The following is a 17,838-nucleotide window of genomic DNA, read 5'->3' on the forward strand; positions in this document are numbered from 1 at the left end:
AGGCGCGCCCCTACTGCGTGCAGGTGTTCAGCGCTCCCCGGACATTGGGGAGTTGGTCTCTTCGGTCCCTGCCTTCGTGCTGCCGTCGAGGGCGCGGCGTACGGCATAGCTGGCGAGCGGGCCGAGGTGGGTATCGAGCAAGGCACGCACGCGGGCGACGGCAGCCTCCGCGTGCTCGACCCGGAAGAGGGTGTGTCCTTCGCCGCGGATGAGCTGCGCCAGCCGCTCGTACTTCTCATCAGTGGTGTGTCCGTCCCAGCCCCGACAGATGCGGTTCGTCGGCTCCACGTGGGCGAAGAGGTCCATGTCCCTCTCAGCGATGTGCCAGCTCATCTGCCCGGTCGGTGCCTCGATGATGACCACGGCCCAGTCGGGTGCTGTCGGGTCGGTGTGTCCGATGTGGGAGGGGTAGAGGCTGGCGAGGTGCGCGACGAGGCGGGCGCGCTCGCGGTACGCCCCGTCGCGCTCGGCCTCGGCACGATCGGCACGGCGGTGCGAGTCGGCGAGGATGTCGACCGCGCGCACGGCCTTGGCCAGCCGTGAGTACAGGACGTCGAGTGCGTCGTCCGTGATGGTGTCGGCGGTGTGCCGGGGCTCGGTCATGCTGCTCGCCTCTTCCGGGCTCGGGTGCGGCAGTTGGCGGCGTGGCCTGCGCCGAGGGAGGTCCACCAGTGCTCGCAGCACGACGCGTCGAGGGTGCGCATCGCGGTGTCGATGGCGCAGCCTGCGGAGTGGACGACTTGGGAGGCGGCCCACATGGCGCAGCACGCGACGAACGCACCGTTGTGGGGCTCGTGGGGCCTTGCGGTGCGTTCCATGGCTTCTGCGAGGCGTCTGGCGGTCTGGTGGTGGTGCCAGGCGGTGCGGGTCATCGCGTCGGCGAGGAGCAGCGCGGTGAACGTGCAGAAGACGGCGTGCCACCAGAGTTGAGCGCGGATGCAGACGACTGCGGATGCGGCGGCGCCGATGGTGAGGGTGCCGAGGAGGAGTTGGGTGCGGGCGTAGCGGGTCACTGGTTCTCCTCGGCGCAGTTGGGGCAGAGGTCGCGGCCGTCGCGGGTGCGGCGCCAGCCGGTGGCCTTGAGTCGGCGGCGGAGCTCGGTGGGGTTCTGTGCGCGTATGGGGGCGCTGTGCTCGGTGTCGCAAGGCACTTCGGCCTCGTCGAGGGCGTCGCAGCGGATGGCGAGGTAGGTCACGGCGGTCATCGACGGCTCCAGGGTGGGACGAGGAAGTGGCCGAGGAGTGCGGCGGCGTTGATCCAGATGAGGGCGCCGAGGATCAGGGTGTCGAGCACGAGGTGTTCCCCTCGGCGTCGTCGGCCAGGCGGCGGAGTCCGAGCGTGATGTCGCGGACCGCCGTCCAGTAGCGGGGGTCCTGCTCCGTGGCGGCCCTGGCGAGCATCGCCTCGTACCGGCTGGCAGCCTCGCGCAGCACGGCGGCCCGATCGGCGGGCGCGGGCCTCTCGGCGAGGGCGCGCCGCATCTGCTCCACCTCGTCGCGAGGCGGGCTCACCAGCCAGCAGTGCCCGGCGTGCGGCTGCGGGGTGTTTGCCCAGGGGAGACCGCAGGTGCAGCCGTTGTGCTCTGCTGCGTATGCCTTGGCGCCGTCGCACCAGGACGAGTGCGGCAGGGTGCAGCCTTCGCCGTCGCAGCCGTGAGCCCACGCCTCCAGCTCGGCGTTGCGGTCCCGCAGGCGCTGGAGTTCGTCCTCGTCGGTCGCGTCGTCCCACACGACACGGGTGGCCCCTCCGTGCCCGTGGACGGCTTCCGCGTCGGCCATGTCGTCCCAGAACACGATGCTGGGCCGGTCACCCAACCACCTGACGGATGCGGTTCCGTCGGGCCACAGGACGCCGAGGGCGACCACACCCGTCCCGGACACGCCAGATACGTCGCGGTCGCGTTGGAGGTGGAAGCGGCGGGACTGTGCGGTCATGCGGGTCTCATGCGAGTCGGTCATGCGAGTCCTCCTGGTGGTGTGGGTCGCGTGGTGCGCGGGGTCGGCGGGAACCGGATGACCGCGCGTCAGGCGGCTTTCTCGGCGTGGACGCTGATGTCGGGGGTGATGGTGAAGCCGCTGCTGATGAGGTACTGGGCGACCCTGTCGGCACGTGCGGGGCCGGTTTCGTGGAGGGTGTCGGCGTCGTGGAGGGCGGCGGTGACGATGGCGAGGGCGGCGTCCGGGATGGGGGTCATGCGGCTCCCTCGGTGGCGTGTTGTGCGGTGGTGGCGGCGTCGAGGCGGGAGGGGTGGGTGCTGGTGCGGGGGTGGCGGCGGTGGTTGACGCACGGGTTGCCGGGGGCGGCGCGGCAGGGCTCGTACGGACAGGTCACCGTCAGCGGGTCGGGCAGCCCTTGGGTGGCTCGGCGTTCGCGTTCGGCGCGGCGGGGCCGGAACGCGGAGAGTTCGGCGGCGACGGTGCGCGGGACGTACGAGCCGAGGGCGGCGAGCCTGGCTTCTGCTTCGGCGGCGGGGCCTGCGTCGAGTTCGCGGAGGGTGACGGGTGGGGTGTGTCCGTGGGCGACGTCTCGGCGGGCGGCGGCCAGCTCGGCTCGGTAGGCGGCCTCGTCGTCCGGGTCAACCGGGGGTGCGGGGTCGGCGTGGCGTTCCATGCGGTCGCGGACGGTGGCTTGCCAGCGGGTGGCGATGTCGGCGGGGAGGACGGGCCAGGTGGAGCGGGCGTAGTGCTGGTGGGTGGCGGTGAGGGCGTAGTCGTAGGGGACATCGGCGAGGATTCCGGCCCACATCTGGATCTGAGCGCGGCGCTCGATGGGGTCCTCGCGGCGGACGCGAGGGTCGGCGAGGGCGATCTGCGCGAGGAGTTGCGGCAGCTGCTCGGGTTCCATCAGGTGCCTCCGGTCTTCTTCTGGCGGAGTTCTTCGGCGATGGCCGCCATGTCTGCGAGGTATTCGCTGGTCTTGCTGGGAGGTGTGGCGGGGAGGGCCCGGGGGCCGGTGTACGCAGGTGCGGTCTGGAGTCCGGACCAGCCGCCGAGGAAGTAGCGGGCCGAGTAGGGCGGGTTTTTGGCGGCCTGCCAGACGCGGGCGGCGTGGTCGACGAGGGCGGGTACGCCGGTGCGCCGGACGGTGTCGCGAAGGTCGAGCCACTCGGCGCTGCTGAAGGTCCAGGAGACGTTCATGCCGCGGGCAGCCATGGCGTCGATGAGGGGTTGGATCTCTCCTCTTCCGCTGGTCTTGGCCACGTCTGTGCCGGGGGTGTCTGCGGAGGGGGTAGGGGGAGGAGGTACTTCCGAAGGAAGTACCTGGGACGGGACGGGGCGGGTGGGGACGGGGGCAGCGTCGCCGTGACGGCCTGTAGACGCGTCTACAGGCCCATCTACAGGCGGCCCGTCATCGCCGTTGGCCTGCTCCTTCTTCTTTCCGTCGCGCCAACGTTGTTGCCGTGTTGTCTTCGCTTTGCGCGCCAACTCGGTCTCAACTCGACTCGGGTTGCGGTCCAAGTACTGATGGATCGCGTACGAGTTGGCGTCGAGTTGGGGACACGACTCGCAGTCGTGGCCGCTCTGGTGCCAGAGCCCGGCATCGATCAGGGCCTTGATCATTCGAGGAGTGCCGTACAACTTGGCGATCTGCTTCGGGATCACGCCGTCGGTCACCTGCTGCGCGGCCCATGACCCGCAGCGGACGTAGAGACCGACCGCAGGGGTTCCCGCTGCAAACACCTTGGGGTGGCAGTGGAACCCATCGTCGATCTTGAACCACGACATGTACGGCTTCTCTCCGGTGCGTAGTGCGGTTGGTGGTCCGGGGCGGGGAGTCGTCCGCCCCGGACGGCGTGGGGCGTGGATCAGGCGGCGGGGTTACCTGCTGGGGTTCTTGCGGATCGACGCGGTTACGGCGCCAGTTCGTACGAGGTCCCGGAGTCGCGGTGACGTCGTCACGCGGATCCCCTGGCGGGCAGGGACAGTGACCAGTTCGCCGGTCTGCGGATTGCGGGCCTGGCGGGCAGGTCGAGGAACGGGGCGCCAGCTGCCGAAGTTGGTGACGGTGACGCTGTGTCCGGCGGCGAGGGCGCGGGTGATCGCGTTGAGGACGGCGTCGACGGCGCGGTGGCCCTCGTGGGTGGTGGTGCCGAGTTCGGCGGCGACGGCCGCGGCGAGGGCGCTCTTGTTGAGGGGGCCGGTGGGCTGGGCGATGGTGGCCATCAGAGGGTTCCGTTCTGGTACGCGTCGGCCGCGTCGGCGGCCTGCTGCTGGAGGGCTGCCTCGGCGCACGTCTTGTGCGCAGGCTTGCCTTTGCTGTCGCGGAGTTGGGTGAGGCCGGGGCAGTACCGGCACTGCTTGGCCTGCCAGGACCAGTGCGAGGAGTCGCGCCAGTCGAGGACCCCGGTGGTGGGCGGGGGCTGCGGGCGCGGTCGGCGGGTCACGCAGCAACTCCTGCGCACTGCTGGGCTGTCCGCTTGTAGAGGCCGTACCGCTGGCTCGCGCTGAGACCGCCGCGGATGCCGTGCCGGTTGTCCAGGGATCGCCCGCTCTCTTCCGCCATGGCCGCGCGCAGGCAGATCCTCCGTACCGGGCACTGGTCGCAGACCTCCTTGGCCGCGCGGATGCCGTGGCCGTCTCGGCTGCCGGGGAACATGAAGTCGTCGAGGCCGAGGCACGCGGCGTAGTTGCGCCAGTTCGTCACCGCGCCACCACCGGGGTCTCCTCGGGCCACTGCACGCCGTCGAGGGCGCGGGAGTGGGTAGCAGGCAGGGCAGCGGTGGGGTAGCCGAGCCAGTGGAGTCCGAGGTGGGCCATGGACGCGGCGTCGGCCTGGTCGTACCTGCCGGGCCCCTCGCACTCGATCCCGAAGTGCGCTTGTACGCCATCGCGGACGGCACCCTTGGTCGCGTTGCCTTTGCCCGTGGCGTACATCGCCCGTTGGGCGGGCGGGCACACTGCGTACGGAATCTTGCGGCGCCACAGGTCGTGGGTGACCAGCCACCACAGACCGGCCATCTCGTGGTGCCCGGCCATCGCCCCGTGTCCGTACGACGGGCCTTCGATGACGACGAGGTCAGCGGCGCGGACGCGTTCGGTGACTTCCTGCCGGAGCCAGGCGAGGCGGATGTGCCCGCGGGCCTTCGTGCGGAGCGCGTCGGCCCAATCGGTCCCGGCGATCCCGGTTGAGGTGAGGGAGAGGTCGAGGCCGATGACGAGGGGGGTGGGTCCTGCGGCCGGGCGGGGGGACAACCCGGCCGCAGGAGTCGTGTCGCCGAACAGAGTGGGTGTGGTCACGTCATGCACCACCCGGAGTCACACTGGCCGTCGGCCTCGTCGAACATCGGGAGGACGTCGACCCCGTCGGGGATGGCTTCGCGGAGCGGCTTGCCGAAGCGGGTCAGGTAGACGTGGTCCTTGCCGAGTTCGTCGCGCCTGCGGTTGAGGAGTTCTTCGAGCTGGCAGGACTTCTCGAAGAGTTCCGGCTCGTCCCGACGCTGGTCGTGCCAGGTCTCGGGGCGGTGGAACGGGCAGAAGTAGCACGAGGACTTGGGCGGTACGGGCAGGCCCGCGTCACGGATGACGCGTGCACAGTCGGTACGCCTGAGACCCAGGTCGAGGAGCGGGTAGACGATCTCCTCATGCGGTTCGCAGCGCCGGTTGTTGGCGCGGTGGATCTCGTCCACGCTGATGCCGATACCGATGATGGCCGGGTTGTCCTTAGTGGCACCGCGGCGCTTGAGTTCCCGCCCGATGGTCTTGATCTTGAAGTCGGCGGTGCACGACCGTGTGCCGGGTGCCCCGTTGGACATCCGTACCGGTATGGCCAGTGACCGGGAACCCTCCTTGGTGAGCTGGCCGTACGGGGTGCGCTTCTCACCGCTGCGGACCATGACGCGGTCGAGGAGAACCAACTCGATGCCGTGCTCCGCCGCGTACGGGCGGGCGTACTCGTCGAGGTAGCGCATGGTGGCCGGGCTCTCGGAGTCATCGCCGACGTTCGCCATGAGGAACGTGCGGAAGTTGATGCGGCCCTGGGCGGCCAGGACTAGCAGGGCGGTGGACTGGACGCCGCCGCCGTAGCTGATGGAGCGCAGTGCAGTCATTCGGTCGCCGCCGATCCGGGCTGCGCCGTCGTCGGCCAGGCAGAACCAACCGACTCGGCCTCAGCCGGACAGGGCTTGGCCACCTCCTTGATCTCATCGACGGTGACCCGGGCCGCAGGGAACTCGTCGTCGACAGAGACCTCGCCGCGCTGGATCGACTTGAACACCACGATCAACTGGGCCACGTCGTGCTCGGTCCACCGCCCCGACGGACGCCCGAGCTTGGTCTCCACCCGGTCCGCCGTGACGCCGATGCCCTCGAACGCCCGGACCGCGTCGGCAATGCGGATGTCCAGTGGCTTGCCGCCGCCGTCGCGGAGCGTGCGCGCGCACAGCTCCTTCGCCTCCTCGACGAACCAGGGCGGGAGGATCGCGAAGATCGCCTCACGCACCCGGCGGGCGCCGTTGTTGGCGTTGTTCTCGTAGATGTCGCGCATGTCGGTGAGGGCCTTGGGGCCGCCCTTCTGGTCCCTCTTGTGCGGCACGATGAACGTCGAGGAAGTGCGGGAGTTCTTCTGGACGTCCCAGGCGAACGCCTGCATCTCCGACTCGCCGTACTCGTCGTCCCGGCGCATCTCCACCAGCCCGTACTGGATGTTGCCCCAGCAACGCGCCAGCTCCCGGGCGAGGTGGACGGACGGCCCGGCCACCGTGGACCCGGCCCGGGGGAACCGGAACTGGGCCCGCTCGGCCAGGAACATCTGAGTACAGGACTGCCGCATCTCCGCGACGGCGGCGGTGATGTCGCGGGGACACTGCTGCGCGACGACGATCGCGGCCTGCACCTCGGCCACCGCCCGCGACTGCTCAACCGCCGTGCCCTGCCCGACCCGTGCCGGACCACCGACGGGGGCGATGCGCTCGATCTCCTGGTAGCTCACAGGTACTCCTCGGTGTCACGGATCTCCGCCCACACGGGCAAGGAGAGGTAGGCAATGTCGTCGGCATAGCCGGGCCAGTGACCGGTCTCGACGCAGCGGGCGAAGGTGTCGATCGCCCGCCGGTTCTTCGCGGCGCCGATCCGCAGCGCGGCGGCGTCCAGCTCGACGACGGTCACGAGGTACGGGGCGGCCTTCTCCTGGCAGACGAAGACGAAAGCGGCGTCCGCGTCCGCGAGGCCGAGCGCACGGGCACCGGCCCGGTACCAGTCGGCCTGCTGGTGGTAGCCGTACTCCTCCACCGCCCGCGCCAGCGCGGCCGGTTCGGCAGAGCGGCACGTCTTGTAGTCCGGGATGATCAACCGGCCGTTGCGGGGGTCGGGCAGCCAGTCGAAACGGGCCCGCCGCATCACCCCGGTCGGCTCGTCCCGCCAGAACAGCGACGCCTCCGGCCGCCCCGACCCGGGGGCGAACAGCGCCGAGGCCACCGGGTGCCGACGGAGTGCGTCCGCCATGTCCTGCACCCGGTCGAAGTCGGAGGCCAGCAACGCGACCCCACCAGCGGCGTGGACCTCGTCGCGCTCTTGGCGTGCGGCCTTCGTGCGCCAGTCGTCCGCCTCGATCGCGACGAGGTCGGGCCCATCGCCGAGCGCCAGGCGGTGCGCGGCAGTTCCGAGGGCGAACACCGGGTTGTACGGCTGTGGGTGGTCCTGCTCGTACCGGAACAAGGCCGGGCAGGATGCGAGGAGTCGACGGGCGCCGGAGGAGGACAGCGAGGACCGATCGGCGTGGTACTGCTCGGCGGTCATGTCGTAGAGGCCGGGCTCGGTGATCGACCCGGCGGCCGGGGCCGAAGCCCCGGCCTGCACGGTGGTCTCCATCAGGCTTCCCCCTGCGGGTAGTTCGGGGTGTACGAGCAGCGCCCGGGGTGGGTGTGCTCGATCAGGTAGCCGGTTGCGGCCAGGTGCTGGAGCGCGTGCCGGGCTCGGTGCCGGGACACCCCGGGGTCGACCTCGGCGAGGAGCCAGCGGTGGGCCCGGCTGGTGGTCCACTCGCCGCCGGTGCCGAGGATGTGGTCGGCGAGACGGCCGAGCCGGTCGTCCAGCTCGTCGCGGGGTCCCTCGGGGAGCAGCCAGCGGCCGACCTTCGCCCGGTCCTCGGGGTCCAGGAGCAGCGCGACCGGGGTTCCGTCCTCGGCGATGCACCCGATGGTGAGGACGGCGTTCTCCTCGGGCGCGGGCTCCATCGCGGTATCGAAGCGGGACACGATGAGCGGAGTGGCCGTCGCGGCCGGAGCCGTGGCCTTCTCCGCTGCGTCCGCGCACCAGGTCGAGCAGTAGTCCGCCGCCCCGTAGGTGAGCGGTCGCTTGCAGTACGGGGCCGTGCAGTACTTGCGGACGAGGTGCGGGCTATCGGGGCCGACACGGAGCCGGTCGAGCCGGTTCACGCGGCACCTCGTTGACCCGGCAGGCCCTTCGGCTGGCCGATGTCCCGGAGCCGGTCCGCGAGGCGCAGCACCTGCACCCCGTAGACCGGGACCCGGCCACCGTCGACCAACTCGTCGAGGAGGTCGGACACCCGCTCGTCGCGCTCGTGTCCGGCGTGCGAGTCGGGGCCCTGCACCCCGGCCGACCGGTCCAACTCGGCGATGTGGACGAGGTCGTTGAGGACCGACTCCCCGTCCTCGTCCGCCGCGTGTGCGAGGGCGACGAGCAGGGTGTGCAGGTAGTGCGACATGTCGAGGGTGGCCCCGGACGGGGTCGGGTCGACGTGGATACGGAACGGCCCGTCAACGGGCGTACGGTCGGTCATCGGTTCCCCCGGTGGGTCACGTCGTAGTGGGTGTCATCGAGGCCGAGCGCGCAGAACGCGGCGAGCACGACGAGGGCGAGAACGGCGACGGCGTACAGGCAGATCACTCGTCCGCCTCCTCGTCGTACGAGGCGTCGATCTCCAGCGGGGTCACGAGGTAGCCCGTGCGCACGACGTCGTCGCCAACGCACAGCTCCACCGGGGGCAGCGGGTCACCGTCGTCCGGCACCCACGTGATCAGCAGGTGTTCGGAGTCCCTGCGGCCGAGCATCGCCTCGCAGTGCTTGCAGGCGGCATCCTGCGTGGCGTACGTCCCGAGGACGAGGCCGATCTCCGGGTGCTCCGCCCTGTAGATCACCGTCGGCGCAGACTCCAGCTCGGCGATCCGGGCCTTGAACGCGGTGATGTCCCGTCCGAGCCCGAGCACGAGCTGACCGGTGACCTCCGCCGCCGCGTGCCGCCGAAGCACCTGCTCCTGGAGGGCCGCCGTACGAGCCGCCGTGTCCGGGTCCTGGAGGAGCTGCGCCACCTCCAGCGCCGCCGCCAACTCCTCGGCCGCCGTATGGCCCTGCTCCATCGCCGCCCGGATCACACCGGTCGCGGCGGACACACGGTGCGCGCTCACGCGGTCACCGCCAGCGCGGTCTGCTGAAGCACGTTCTGCTCGGGGGACAGCGGCACCCCGAACCCGGAGATGTGCACGGGGATGTCGTGGATCGTGGTGTCAGCCGCGAGCCAAGCGTGCGCCTCGGTCACGTGCAGCGAGACAGCCGACGGATCGATGCCCAGCGCCTCCCGCCACGACTCGAACGCGGCGACCGAGTCGACCTGGAAGTCGAGCTTCAGCGTGGTGCGGAAGGTGATGTACGGGAGGGGCAGGTGGCCGTACTGGCTGACGAGCGACACCAGCACGCCGATCGCGGGTGCCTGGGCCGCGAGCGTGCGCTGCTCCGGCTGGGACGTAGTCTGTGTGATCACGGTGTACCTCTCAGTTCGTGTGGTGAGGGGTGTTCCGAGGGGCTGCTGTGGACCTGGACCGTCCACGCGGCCCCGCTTCATGTGGTGGGTCAGGCGATGCGGACCGGGGCACCGCGCGGCGGCAGCGGCCTGAGCTGCGCGAGCGGGTGCGGGGCGGTCGATGCGGGAGCTGCGACGGCGCGGGCGAGAGGCCCGGACGTCGGCTCGTGGTGGAACAGTTCGTCGATGCGGTCGAGGTCGGCGTCCGTGAACCGCACGGTCCGGCCGAGCTTCGTGTGCGGGAGTTGCTTGATGTGCCGACGGAGCCACGACTCCTCGATGCGGAGGATGGCGGCGGCCTCGGGGTAGGTGTGGCGCGTCATGCCGGGATCGCCTCCGGGTCGTACGCCGGAGCGGGGACTGTGCGGCCAACCGGCGCCCAGAGGACGAGATGGTCGACTCCCAGCCGCCTGGCAATTGCCAATGCCTCGGCGTGCGCGGCGGTCTTCCGCTCTCCGGTGCGCAGGTGTCCGATCTTGCTGGGGTGGACTCCGGTGGCTTCGGCGAGTTCGCGGACGCTGATCTCCGAGCCGTCGCCGGTTCGCTCCATGAGGAGGACCAGCAGGTCAGGGCTGACGAGGAGGTCCCTTTCCTCAATGGCACGCATGTATCACCTCCATAAACAGAGTGTGCGTTTCTGTGAACAAGCTCGACAGTACACGTCCGTAGACGAACTGTCTACGTGCGTGAACAGATGGCGCAAACGAGCCTCACACCCCGTGCGCTCTACCGCACACGGGGTGTTTCCGTAGACACTTTGTCCGGGAGCATGAACAAGCGGGTGCGATGATCAGGGTGTATGTGCAGAACGCCCCACGCGCCACGTAGACACCAGTCGTGCGACAGGGGAGCGAGCAGGCAGGATGGGCCTCATGGCTGAGCAAGTACAGAGGACGCAGTTGGCTGACCTGGTGCGTCGCCGCCGCGCCGAGCTGGGCATCAGCCTCCGCACGCTGTCGGAGGCGGCCTTCGACCGGCAGACGGGCGAGCAAGCCAAGTTCGGGTGGATCTCCAAGCTGGAGAACGGTAAGCCCACGGACGCCCCGTCGGAGCCAATGCTCAAGGCGCTCGCGGCGGGCCTGGAACTGCCGCTGCGTGTCCTCCAGGAGGCGGCTGCGGCGCAGTACCTCGGGATGGGTGAAGTGCGGTCGGTTAACGGCCGCGCGCGCCTGCTGATTGCGCGCATCGAGGAGATGGGGGAGGACGACCTCGCGCAGCTCTCGGCCATTGCAGAAACGTTCGCGAACCGCGGCAAGGGCTGATCCCGCGTCAGCACTAATACTACTTTTGACTACTCACGGGTTGGCTCTGGTCACCGTGTGGCCAGTGTGGCAGCGTGGTGGGTCCGCCTGGGGGGCGAATCGGTAGGCTCAGTGCATCCATGCGCTCGAACACGCGAGCGATTCCGTGGTGCACCCACGCAAGGGGGCTCGATGGCGGACAACGACGGAGCAGCGCAGGCACTGGTACGGATCGAGCTAGTTGACTATCTGCCCGGAGGACGAGCCTGCTACCCGGTCGAGATCGAAGGCGAACTTGTCTGGCTGATCCTCGCAACCGAGATGACCGAGAGGCTCCGCGCCGAGATGGTCGAGTACCTGAAGTTCCTAGCTGACCAGCAATTTTGGACGCAGAACTGGGACGGCCCCGCGGGGGAGCCGCCCCAGATCAGACACGCCTCCTAGCGCCTACACGACCTGCCTCAGCCCAGACCCTGCTGGGGCGGTCCCCATCGCAGCCTCGACGGCCGCCGTGATCTCGCCGTCGAGGGCGCGGACCAGGTGCCCGTACCGGTCGACCGTCGTCGTGATCGACTCATGCCCCAGCCGGATCTGGATCGCCGGAAGCGGGATGTTCGCCGCGATCAGCCACGACACATGTGTGTGCCGAAGATCGTGCAGTCGAGGCTTCTTCGTGAAGCCCTTCGCTCGGGCTTCCTTGAGGGCCCGCTCCCACTTCCGGTGGTAAAAGTTGCTGTGCCGCCACGCCTTGCCCGCACCGCCCCGGAAGATCCAATCCTCCGGGCCTCGGCCGGTGGTGTACCTCCGAACCATGTCCATCTGAGCGCCGGTGAGCGCGATGATGCGGCGGGCCTTCTTGGTCTTCGGGGGGCCGAGCGCGAACGTGTTGTCTTCCTGTCGCTTCCACGCCCTCTGGACGTTCACGGTCCCCGCTCGGGGATTCACGTCCTGAGTCTGGAGGGCGGACGCCTCTCCCCACCGCATCCCTGTGCCCACCAGCCAGTCGCAGAGGTCGGCTGCGGCAGGGTCGAACGCGCGCATCTCGGCAACGATCCGCACGTACTCGTCGTGCTCCAGGAAGCACATCTCCTCCTCGGTCCCTGCGTCCGTCCGGGGCAACGAGGTCTTGGCGCACGGGTTCGTGGCGCGGAGCGGCGGCGTCGCGTCCAGCGCGGCCTGGAAAACGCACCACAAGAGGCCGTGCCGGTTCGCGATGGACTTGGGACTCGCCTTGCGTGACAGGACCTCTGCGGGGTCGTCAGGGTCCTTGACCACCGTCTCCTGTGCCCGGACCCAGTCGGTCACGTCGTCCTGCGTCACGTTGCACAAGGTGGCCAGCGTGGAGGCCCCCGAGCGCTCGGTGTGGACGATGCCGCCGTACGTCATCACGGACCCGTCACGCCGGGTGTGAGTGGCCGGGGCGAAGTGCCGGTCGATGTCCCGCTTGTAGTCCTTGCGGGTGCGCTCGTCGATGCCAGTCAGCCGGTCGGCGTACCGGTGCGCCCACTCGATCAGCGGGACGTCATCGGGGTTGGTCTCCGGCTCGACGAATCCCTGTCCACGGACCCAGCCGTGCGGCCACTGCCCGCCATGAGCCTCGACGAGCTTCTTGAAGGACTTGGCCGAGTCGATGTCGCCGAAGCGCTCTGTTTCCCAGCCGCCGCCCTCGCGCCACTTCACCTGGAAGGTGCTGTCGCCGCCCTTCTTGGGGCGTTCCACGATGCTTGCCATGGGGCGAGGGTAGGGCGCAGATCACATGATCGGTTCCCAGTTTGTTCCCACGGTCTAGAAACAGATCAAGGCCCGAGCCGCTTTCGCAGGTCAGACCTTGATCAAACAGGGTGAGTGACGGGACTTGAACCCGCGGCCACCTGGACCACAACCAGGTGCTCTACCAACTGAGCTACACCCACCATGACCGGTCTTCTTGGTGCTTTCTTCCGACCGGCTGAGAAAAAGTGTACAGGGTTCGCGAGGGTGCTCGCGCCCAGGTTTTCCGGGGCCCCTCACAGGGCCCCCTCAACCTCCTACTTGCCCCCCTCAGCAGGGATGACGTACTTGGCGGCGATCTTCCGCGCGGTGTCGGAGTCCGGCCCGGGCTGCGGTACGAACACCGCTTCCCGGTAGTAGCGCAGCTCGGCGATCGAGTCACGGATGTCGGCCAGCGCGCGGTGGTTGCCGTTCTTGTCCGGACTGTTGAAGTACGCCCGGGGGAACCAGCGCCGGGCCAGCTCCTTCACCGACGACACGTCCACGATCCGGTAGTGCAGATACTTTTCGAGGTCCTGCATGTCCCGCGCCAGGAATCCGCGGTCGGTCCCCACGGAGTTCCCGCACAGCGGGGCCTTCCCGGGTTCCTTCACGTGCTCCTTGATGTACGCGAGGACCTGCTGTTCGGCGTCGGCGAGGGTCGTCCCCCGCGCCAGCTCGTCCAGCAGGCCGGAGGAGGTGTGCATCTGGCGCACGATCTCCGGCATGGTCTCCAGGGCGGCGTCCGGCGGGCGGATCACGATGTCCACGCCGTCGCCGAGCACGTTGAGCTCCGAGTCGGTGACCAGTGCGGCCACCTCGATAAGTGCGTCGTCCGTCAGCGAGAGCCCGGTCATCTCGCAGTCGATCCACACCATGCGATCGTTCATGCGGCTCACCCTACGGGGCGCGGCGGCCCTTGAGTGGCGCGGTGCCGTTCGTCCGTACGGGACGCGGCCCCGCTGCCCGAGGAAGTCGGGGAGCGGGGCCGGTCGCGTTGCCCGAGGGCCCCGGCTAGTGGCGGCGGGCGTAGACCTCGGCCTTGGCCGGGTCCGGGGCGGGGGCCGAAGCCCCCACCGGCACCGCAGCCGAGGCCGCCGCCGCCCGCCTGACCTGCTGCGGAACGGCATCCGACAGCGCCGACCCGATCGCCACCGGATCACCGGCGGGCCGCCGGGCCCGGTACGCGGCCCGGTAGGCGGCGGGCGAGGACCCCAGCTGACGCCGGAAGTGCCCGCGCAGAGCCACCGGCGACCGGAAGCCGCACCGCCCCGCGACCTCGTCGACCGAGTAGTCCGAGGTCTCCAGGAGCCGCTGTGCCTGAAGCACCCGCTGGGTGATCAGCCACTGGAGTGGAGCGCTCCCAGTGAGCGACCTGAAGCGCCGGTCGAACGTACGGCGGCTCATGTACGCACGCGCGGCGAGCGTCTCCACGTCGAACTGCTCGTGGAGGTGCTCCAGCGCCCACGCGACGACCTCGGCCAGCGGATCCGCCCCGATTTCTTCGGGTAAAGACCGATCGAGGTAGCGCTCCTGCCCGCCGCTGCGCCGGGGCGGTACGACGAGTCGCCTCGCCAGCGCCCCCGCCGCCTCGGTCCCGTGGTCCGTCCGCACGATGTGCAGACACAGGTCGATCCCGGCGGCCGTTCCCGCCGACGTCAGCACGTCGCCGTCGTCGACGAACAGCTCGCGCGGATCGACGTGCACCGACGGATAGCGCTTGGCGAGCGTCGGTGCGTACATCCAGTGCGTGGTCGCGGGCCGGCCGTCGAGCAGACCGGCTGCGGCGAGCACGAAGGCTCCCGTGCACAGACCGACGATCCTGGCCCCCTCCTCGTGCGCCCGGCGCAGCGCGTCCAGCGCCTCCGCCGGCGGCGGCGAGGTGATGGACCGCCAGGCCGGTACGACGACCGTCCCGGCGCGGCTCATCGCCTCCAGGCCGTACGGCGCGGTGAGTTCGAGTCCCCCTGTGGTCCGCAGGGGTCCCTCCTCGCCGGCGCACACCAGCAGGCGGTAGCGCGGAACTCCCGCGTCCTGCCGGTCGATGCCGAATACCGAGAGCGGAATGGAGCTCTCGAAGATGGGCCCCCCGCTGAAAAGCAGCACCGCTACGATTTCTCGGCGGCGGCGCCCGGAGAGCTTCCGGGTGGCCTCCGGCGGTGCGGCCAAGTCCTGGCTCATGGCGCTAAGCCCCCCTCGCTGGTCGCGGCTCCCTGTTCGTGACGGGCCTGTCGCTCCTGCACACTGCTCCTTGAAGTCGCAGTCCCTCTAGGTCCTGCACGGTTCCCCCGCCGTCGAATAACCCATGATCGAATCTACTGTGTTGTGTGGCGTCGGCGTGACAAGTTCCGAAAGCCCCGCTATGTCGACATGGCAACTTGGCGTGAAGCATTCGATCAGGAAGCGTTCCACTCCCGGGCGTCGCAGGGAAGTACGCCTCCCGCTCATGGCCCGTCCCCGTAGGGTGCGCGGGCGGCCAGCGGTCCTTTCTTCCCTGGTGGCACCGGGGTTGGCGGGCCACTGCACCAAGGGTGGGGGAGGTCGGTGAAGTTGGCTGAAAAACTACGGGCGCGCATGTGCGATTCCGTCACTCACCCGGCGCACGACCTCGCTCAGAGCGCGTCATTCCGTTGATTCTTCACGCATTGTTCTTGTTTTGGAGCCGTATGCGGCTCCGTCGGAACTCGGCCGGGACTCGTCCAGGGCCGGATCGCGACCCGGCCGGAATCCCCACCTGTCCCGGCCGTGCGGCTAGGTGTCCGTCTTGCGGCCGCCTCGGTGCGCTCCGGAGCCGGTGCGGCTGTGCCGACCGCGGTGGGTGCCCGTCTGGAGTTCCTCGGCGAGGTCGCGGGCGGCGATCCGCTCGGAGCGGCGCAGCAGGAGCCGGCAGACGACGGTGACGACGGCGAGACCCCCGGCCGCGAGGGCGGTGCCGCCGGGAGGGGCGCCGTACACGAGCAGCACGACGGGGACGAGCAGACAGCTGAAGGCCGCCCAGCGGACCAGGTCGGCCACCGAGCCGGAAGTGGCCACCGGGATGGAATCGGCCTCGGGTGGCGAGAGGTGCCCGTGAGAACCGTGAGGACTGTGAGCGCTGTGCGAGGTGTGAGAGCCGTGATGCCTGTGGGCTCCGTATGACCCCTGTGACCCATGGGACCCGTGAGACCCATGTGGCCCTTGGGATCCGCGCGTGGAGTGCGACCCATGGGATCCCTGGGGGAGGTGCGCGCCGTGGGGCCGGTCACGTTCGTAGTCGTACGGCGAGGGGAAGGGCGAGGAACCGGGCACGGAGTACTCCCTCCGGGGGCGTGGGGGACGGGGACGGGGGGACGCGGGACCCTGACCAACGAACGGGCCGCCCGGACGGTCACGTTGACCGGCGCCCGTACGGAGCAGCGACGGACGGCCGTACGGCCCAGTGGTGGACCGCCGCACGGCCCAGCGGTAAACCGCTGTACAGGCCAGCGGGCATTGCGATACGGCCCGGGGTCGTGCATGCTCCAGGAACCCCGCGCCCCTGCGGGGTCTGGGCAGTGGAGGAGTGCGGCCGTACCCTTGGGGGTATGGGCTTGGGAAGATGATTCCCGGACAGCTCCGCTGCCGCCGGGCTGCCACCCGAAACGCCGTAACGAGTTGTTCCGCCGTCCCTTCCACCCGCTCCGTTGTCAGCTCCTTGAGGATTCAGACGCCGAGACACCGATGGCCGGTCACGAAACTCCCGAACCCGCGGACCGCAAGCAGGTCGCCGATCCCCGCGCCGAATACGGTGCGGAGCGCAGCGGTGACCTCTACGCGCTGGAAGATCCGCGACACTCCTGCGATCCCGCCTTCCGGCACGGTGTCGTCGTCGGCTTCGACGGCTCCACCTCCAGCGAGCGCGCCCTCGCCTACGCCATCGGCATGGCCCGGCGGCTCGGCCAGGGGCTGATCATCGTCCACGTCGCCAACCGGCTCCCGACCACCGTGTGGGCGGGCTGCGAGCCACCGGTCTTCGTGGACGTCCCCGACCACCGCACCGAAGTCCTCGGGCTGGAACTGGCCTGCGCGGACTATCTGTCCGAGGTCCCGTGGATCCTGGTCGAGCGCGGCGGCGACATCTGCCACGAGCTGGAGGAGGTCGGCCGGGAGTACGAGGCCGACGCGATCGTGGTGGGCTCGACGCAGGGCATCGTGGGGCGGCTCTTCGGCTCGGTCGCGGGGCGGCTGGCGAAGCGGGCGCAGCGTCCGGTCGTCGTCATCCCGTAACGCCCTCGAACGTTCCCGGTTCGTGACGCACTTTCAGTTTGCCTTCCGTGTAAGCGAGTTGGCCCTTTTGGTGCCCTTGACGTACGTCGGCGATTCCTGAAACTACCCCCGCGTAGGGGTGATTTGTAACCTTGTGAAGGGTAGATAAAGGTCGCAGCCCCCGAAGACAGGGGACAGCGCACCACCCGTACGCGTCCAGTGCGCGTACTCGCAGGAAGGGAGCCCCGCCGTGGACAACGACGTCGCCGCGGGAACCAGCACCACAGCCTCCGCCTCCACCCTCGGCCATCTCGCACTCGGCCTGACCCTGCTCGCCTTCGGGATCGGCCACACCGGCGCGCTCGACGGGATCTCGGCGGCGAGCGCCGTCACCGTCGCGCTGTTCGTCGGCGGCATCACGCTCTTCGTCGCGGGACTCCTGGAGTTCCGGGGCCGGAACGCGTTCGACGGGACCGCGTTCGTCGGCCTCGGCGCCTTCTGGTTCACCTGGGGCACCGCGTCCGGGGACACCTCGGTCAGCGCTGAAGCGGCAGGGCTCTTCCTGCTGCTCTGGGCCCTGCTGGCGCTCAGCCTCACCCTGGGAGCCGCCGGCGGCGGTCTGCTTCCGCAGGTGATGTACGGGCTGCTGTTCGTGTCCCTGCTGCTGCTGGGCATCGCCCGGTTCGCGGAAGCGGGCACGCCGGCGAAGGTCGCGGGCTGGGTCGCGGCGCTCGCCGGGCTCCTCGCCTGGTACGGGGCCACGGCGGTGTGGGCGAAGTGGCCCACCGCACTGCCGGGCCGCGCCTCGGGCCGTGGCGTGACGGCCACGGGCTGACAGCTGGTCAGGCACCGTGCTGGGGCCGGCAGTTGG

At 69.8% G+C, this 17,838-nt stretch carries 28 protein-coding genes and 1 tRNA gene; 4 read left to right on the forward strand and 25 right to left on the reverse strand.

Translation table 11 applies throughout. The features are described 5' to 3' along the window. Positions 1-27 precede the first annotated feature (27 nt). The 20 genes from OG897_RS06305 to OG897_RS06400 all read right to left on the reverse strand — a co-directional run bounded on the left by OG897_RS06305 (position 28) and on the right by OG897_RS06400 (position 10,360). On the reverse strand, positions 28-603 hold the full coding sequence (locus tag OG897_RS06305) for a hypothetical protein (RefSeq protein ID WP_266653676.1): 576 nt from the start codon (positions 601-603) through the stop codon (positions 28-30). Further along, positions 600-1,013, reverse strand: coding sequence for a hypothetical protein (locus OG897_RS06310; protein ID WP_266653678.1), 414 nt, complete (start codon positions 1,011-1,013; stop codon positions 600-602). The genes OG897_RS06305 and OG897_RS06310 overlap by 4 nt, the downstream gene beginning before the upstream one ends. Continuing rightward, positions 1,010-1,204 carry a hypothetical protein gene (locus tag OG897_RS06315; RefSeq protein ID WP_266653680.1) on the reverse strand — a complete coding sequence of 65 codons (195 nt, stop codon included), beginning with the start codon at positions 1,202-1,204 and terminating at the stop codon, positions 1,010-1,012. Before OG897_RS06315 ends, OG897_RS06310 begins: the two co-directional genes overlap by 4 nt. Before the next feature lie 73 nt (positions 1,205-1,277). Beyond that, complete coding sequence (locus tag OG897_RS06320; protein WP_266653682.1) at positions 1,278-1,958, reverse strand: hypothetical protein; 681 nt, start codon at positions 1,956-1,958, stop codon at positions 1,278-1,280. Between the two features lie 65 nt (positions 1,959-2,023). Continuing rightward, the gene (locus tag OG897_RS06325) at positions 2,024-2,194 is read right to left on the reverse strand and encodes a hypothetical protein (RefSeq protein ID WP_266653684.1); all 171 of its coding nucleotides are present in this window, start codon (positions 2,192-2,194) and stop codon (positions 2,024-2,026) included. Further along, complete coding sequence (locus OG897_RS06330) at positions 2,191-2,844, reverse strand: cell surface glycoprotein (RefSeq protein WP_266653686.1); 654 nt, start codon at positions 2,842-2,844, stop codon at positions 2,191-2,193. The genes OG897_RS06325 and OG897_RS06330 overlap by 4 nt, the downstream gene beginning before the upstream one ends. Continuing rightward, on the reverse strand, positions 2,844-3,725 hold the full coding sequence (locus OG897_RS06335; protein WP_266653688.1) for a hypothetical protein: 882 nt from the start codon (positions 3,723-3,725) through the stop codon (positions 2,844-2,846). Before OG897_RS06335 ends, OG897_RS06330 begins: the two co-directional genes overlap by 1 nt. 93 nt (positions 3,726-3,818) lie before the next feature. Next, on the reverse strand, positions 3,819-4,163 hold the full coding sequence (locus OG897_RS06340; protein ID WP_266653690.1) for an HU family DNA-binding protein: 345 nt from the start codon (positions 4,161-4,163) through the stop codon (positions 3,819-3,821). After that, on the reverse strand, positions 4,163-4,384 hold the full coding sequence (locus OG897_RS06345) for a hypothetical protein (RefSeq protein ID WP_266653692.1): 222 nt from the start codon (positions 4,382-4,384) through the stop codon (positions 4,163-4,165). The genes OG897_RS06340 and OG897_RS06345 overlap by 1 nt, the downstream gene beginning before the upstream one ends. Beyond that, positions 4,381-4,644 carry a WhiB family transcriptional regulator gene (locus OG897_RS06350; protein WP_266653694.1) on the reverse strand — a complete coding sequence of 88 codons (264 nt, stop codon included), beginning with the start codon at positions 4,642-4,644 and terminating at the stop codon, positions 4,381-4,383. The genes OG897_RS06345 and OG897_RS06350 overlap by 4 nt, the downstream gene beginning before the upstream one ends. Further along, positions 4,641-5,237, reverse strand: a complete 597-nt coding sequence (locus OG897_RS06355) for a hypothetical protein (protein ID WP_266653696.1) — start codon at positions 5,235-5,237, stop codon at positions 4,641-4,643. The genes OG897_RS06350 and OG897_RS06355 overlap by 4 nt, the downstream gene beginning before the upstream one ends. Further along, positions 5,234-6,046 (reverse strand): phosphoadenosine phosphosulfate reductase, encoded by an 813-nt coding sequence (locus tag OG897_RS06360; protein ID WP_266653698.1) that lies wholly within the window; start codon positions 6,044-6,046, stop codon positions 5,234-5,236. Before OG897_RS06360 ends, OG897_RS06355 begins: the two co-directional genes overlap by 4 nt. Continuing rightward, a complete protein-coding gene (locus OG897_RS06365; protein WP_266653700.1) occupies positions 6,043-6,927 on the reverse strand; it encodes a hypothetical protein in 885 nt (294 codons plus the stop codon). Before OG897_RS06365 ends, OG897_RS06360 begins: the two co-directional genes overlap by 4 nt. Then, a complete protein-coding gene (locus tag OG897_RS06370) occupies positions 6,924-7,805 on the reverse strand; it encodes a PD-(D/E)XK nuclease-like domain-containing protein (RefSeq protein WP_266653702.1) in 882 nt (293 codons plus the stop codon). The genes OG897_RS06365 and OG897_RS06370 overlap by 4 nt, the downstream gene beginning before the upstream one ends. Then, the gene (locus tag OG897_RS06375) at positions 7,805-8,371 is read right to left on the reverse strand and encodes a hypothetical protein (RefSeq protein ID WP_266653704.1); all 567 of its coding nucleotides are present in this window, start codon (positions 8,369-8,371) and stop codon (positions 7,805-7,807) included. Before OG897_RS06375 ends, OG897_RS06370 begins: the two co-directional genes overlap by 1 nt. Further along, positions 8,368-8,736 carry a hypothetical protein gene (locus tag OG897_RS06380; protein WP_266653706.1) on the reverse strand — a complete coding sequence of 123 codons (369 nt, stop codon included), beginning with the start codon at positions 8,734-8,736 and terminating at the stop codon, positions 8,368-8,370. The genes OG897_RS06375 and OG897_RS06380 overlap by 4 nt, the downstream gene beginning before the upstream one ends. A gap of 103 nt (positions 8,737-8,839) precedes the next feature. Next, positions 8,840-9,361 carry a hypothetical protein gene (locus OG897_RS06385; protein WP_266653708.1) on the reverse strand — a complete coding sequence of 174 codons (522 nt, stop codon included), beginning with the start codon at positions 9,359-9,361 and terminating at the stop codon, positions 8,840-8,842. After that, complete coding sequence (locus tag OG897_RS06390) at positions 9,358-9,714, reverse strand: hypothetical protein (RefSeq protein ID WP_266653710.1); 357 nt, start codon at positions 9,712-9,714, stop codon at positions 9,358-9,360. The genes OG897_RS06385 and OG897_RS06390 overlap by 4 nt, the downstream gene beginning before the upstream one ends. 89 nt (positions 9,715-9,803) lie before the next feature. Continuing rightward, positions 9,804-10,076, reverse strand: coding sequence for a helix-turn-helix domain-containing protein (locus OG897_RS06395; protein WP_266653712.1), 273 nt, complete (start codon positions 10,074-10,076; stop codon positions 9,804-9,806). Beyond that, complete coding sequence (locus OG897_RS06400) at positions 10,073-10,360, reverse strand: XRE family transcriptional regulator (protein ID WP_266653714.1); 288 nt, start codon at positions 10,358-10,360, stop codon at positions 10,073-10,075. The genes OG897_RS06395 and OG897_RS06400 overlap by 4 nt, the downstream gene beginning before the upstream one ends. 265 nt (positions 10,361-10,625) lie before the next feature. Here OG897_RS06400 and OG897_RS06405 point away from each other — a divergent pair, with 265 nt between their 5' ends. Continuing rightward, positions 10,626-11,015 (forward strand): XRE family transcriptional regulator, encoded by a 390-nt coding sequence (locus OG897_RS06405; RefSeq protein WP_266653716.1) that lies wholly within the window; start codon positions 10,626-10,628, stop codon positions 11,013-11,015. Positions 11,016-11,186: 171 nt separating this feature from the next. Further along, positions 11,187-11,438, forward strand: a complete 252-nt coding sequence (locus OG897_RS06410; protein WP_266653718.1) for a hypothetical protein — start codon at positions 11,187-11,189, stop codon at positions 11,436-11,438. Between the two features lie 3 nt (positions 11,439-11,441). Here the strand turns inward: OG897_RS06410 and OG897_RS06415 are convergent, their stop codons facing one another. The 5 genes from OG897_RS06415 to OG897_RS06435 form a co-directional block, all read right to left on the reverse strand. Continuing rightward, entirely contained in the window at positions 11,442-12,725 is a 1,284-nt protein-coding gene (locus OG897_RS06415) for a site-specific integrase (protein ID WP_266653720.1), read from the reverse strand. A gap of 109 nt (positions 12,726-12,834) precedes the next feature. Further along, positions 12,835-12,907: transfer RNA gene (locus tag OG897_RS06420), tRNA-His, on the reverse strand. A gap of 114 nt (positions 12,908-13,021) precedes the next feature. Continuing rightward, on the reverse strand, positions 13,022-13,633 hold the full coding sequence (gene orn / locus OG897_RS06425; protein ID WP_266653722.1) for an oligoribonuclease: 612 nt from the start codon (positions 13,631-13,633) through the stop codon (positions 13,022-13,024). A gap of 124 nt (positions 13,634-13,757) precedes the next feature. Further along, positions 13,758-14,924: a helix-turn-helix domain-containing protein gene (locus OG897_RS06430; RefSeq protein ID WP_266653724.1), complete on the reverse strand. Its 1,167-nt coding sequence runs from the start codon at positions 14,922-14,924 to the stop codon at positions 13,758-13,760. A 570-nt stretch (positions 14,925-15,494) separates the two neighbouring features. Then, the gene (locus tag OG897_RS06435; RefSeq protein WP_266653726.1) at positions 15,495-15,776 is read right to left on the reverse strand and encodes a hypothetical protein; all 282 of its coding nucleotides are present in this window, start codon (positions 15,774-15,776) and stop codon (positions 15,495-15,497) included. Positions 15,777-16,442: 666 nt separating this feature from the next. Between OG897_RS06435 and OG897_RS06440 the strand changes: the two genes are divergently transcribed. Both OG897_RS06440 and OG897_RS06445 read left to right on the forward strand, forming a co-directional pair. After that, positions 16,443-16,988 (forward strand): universal stress protein, encoded by a 546-nt coding sequence (locus tag OG897_RS06440; RefSeq protein WP_266653727.1) that lies wholly within the window; start codon positions 16,443-16,445, stop codon positions 16,986-16,988. 229 nt (positions 16,989-17,217) lie between these two features. Then, complete coding sequence (locus OG897_RS06445; protein WP_266653729.1) at positions 17,218-17,802, forward strand: acetate uptake transporter; 585 nt, start codon at positions 17,218-17,220, stop codon at positions 17,800-17,802. Positions 17,803-17,838 lie beyond the last annotated feature (36 nt).

Origin of the sequence: Streptomyces sp. NBC_00237, assembly GCF_026342435.1 — a bacterium.
Lineage (GTDB): Bacteria > Actinomycetota > Actinomycetes > Streptomycetales > Streptomycetaceae > Streptomyces.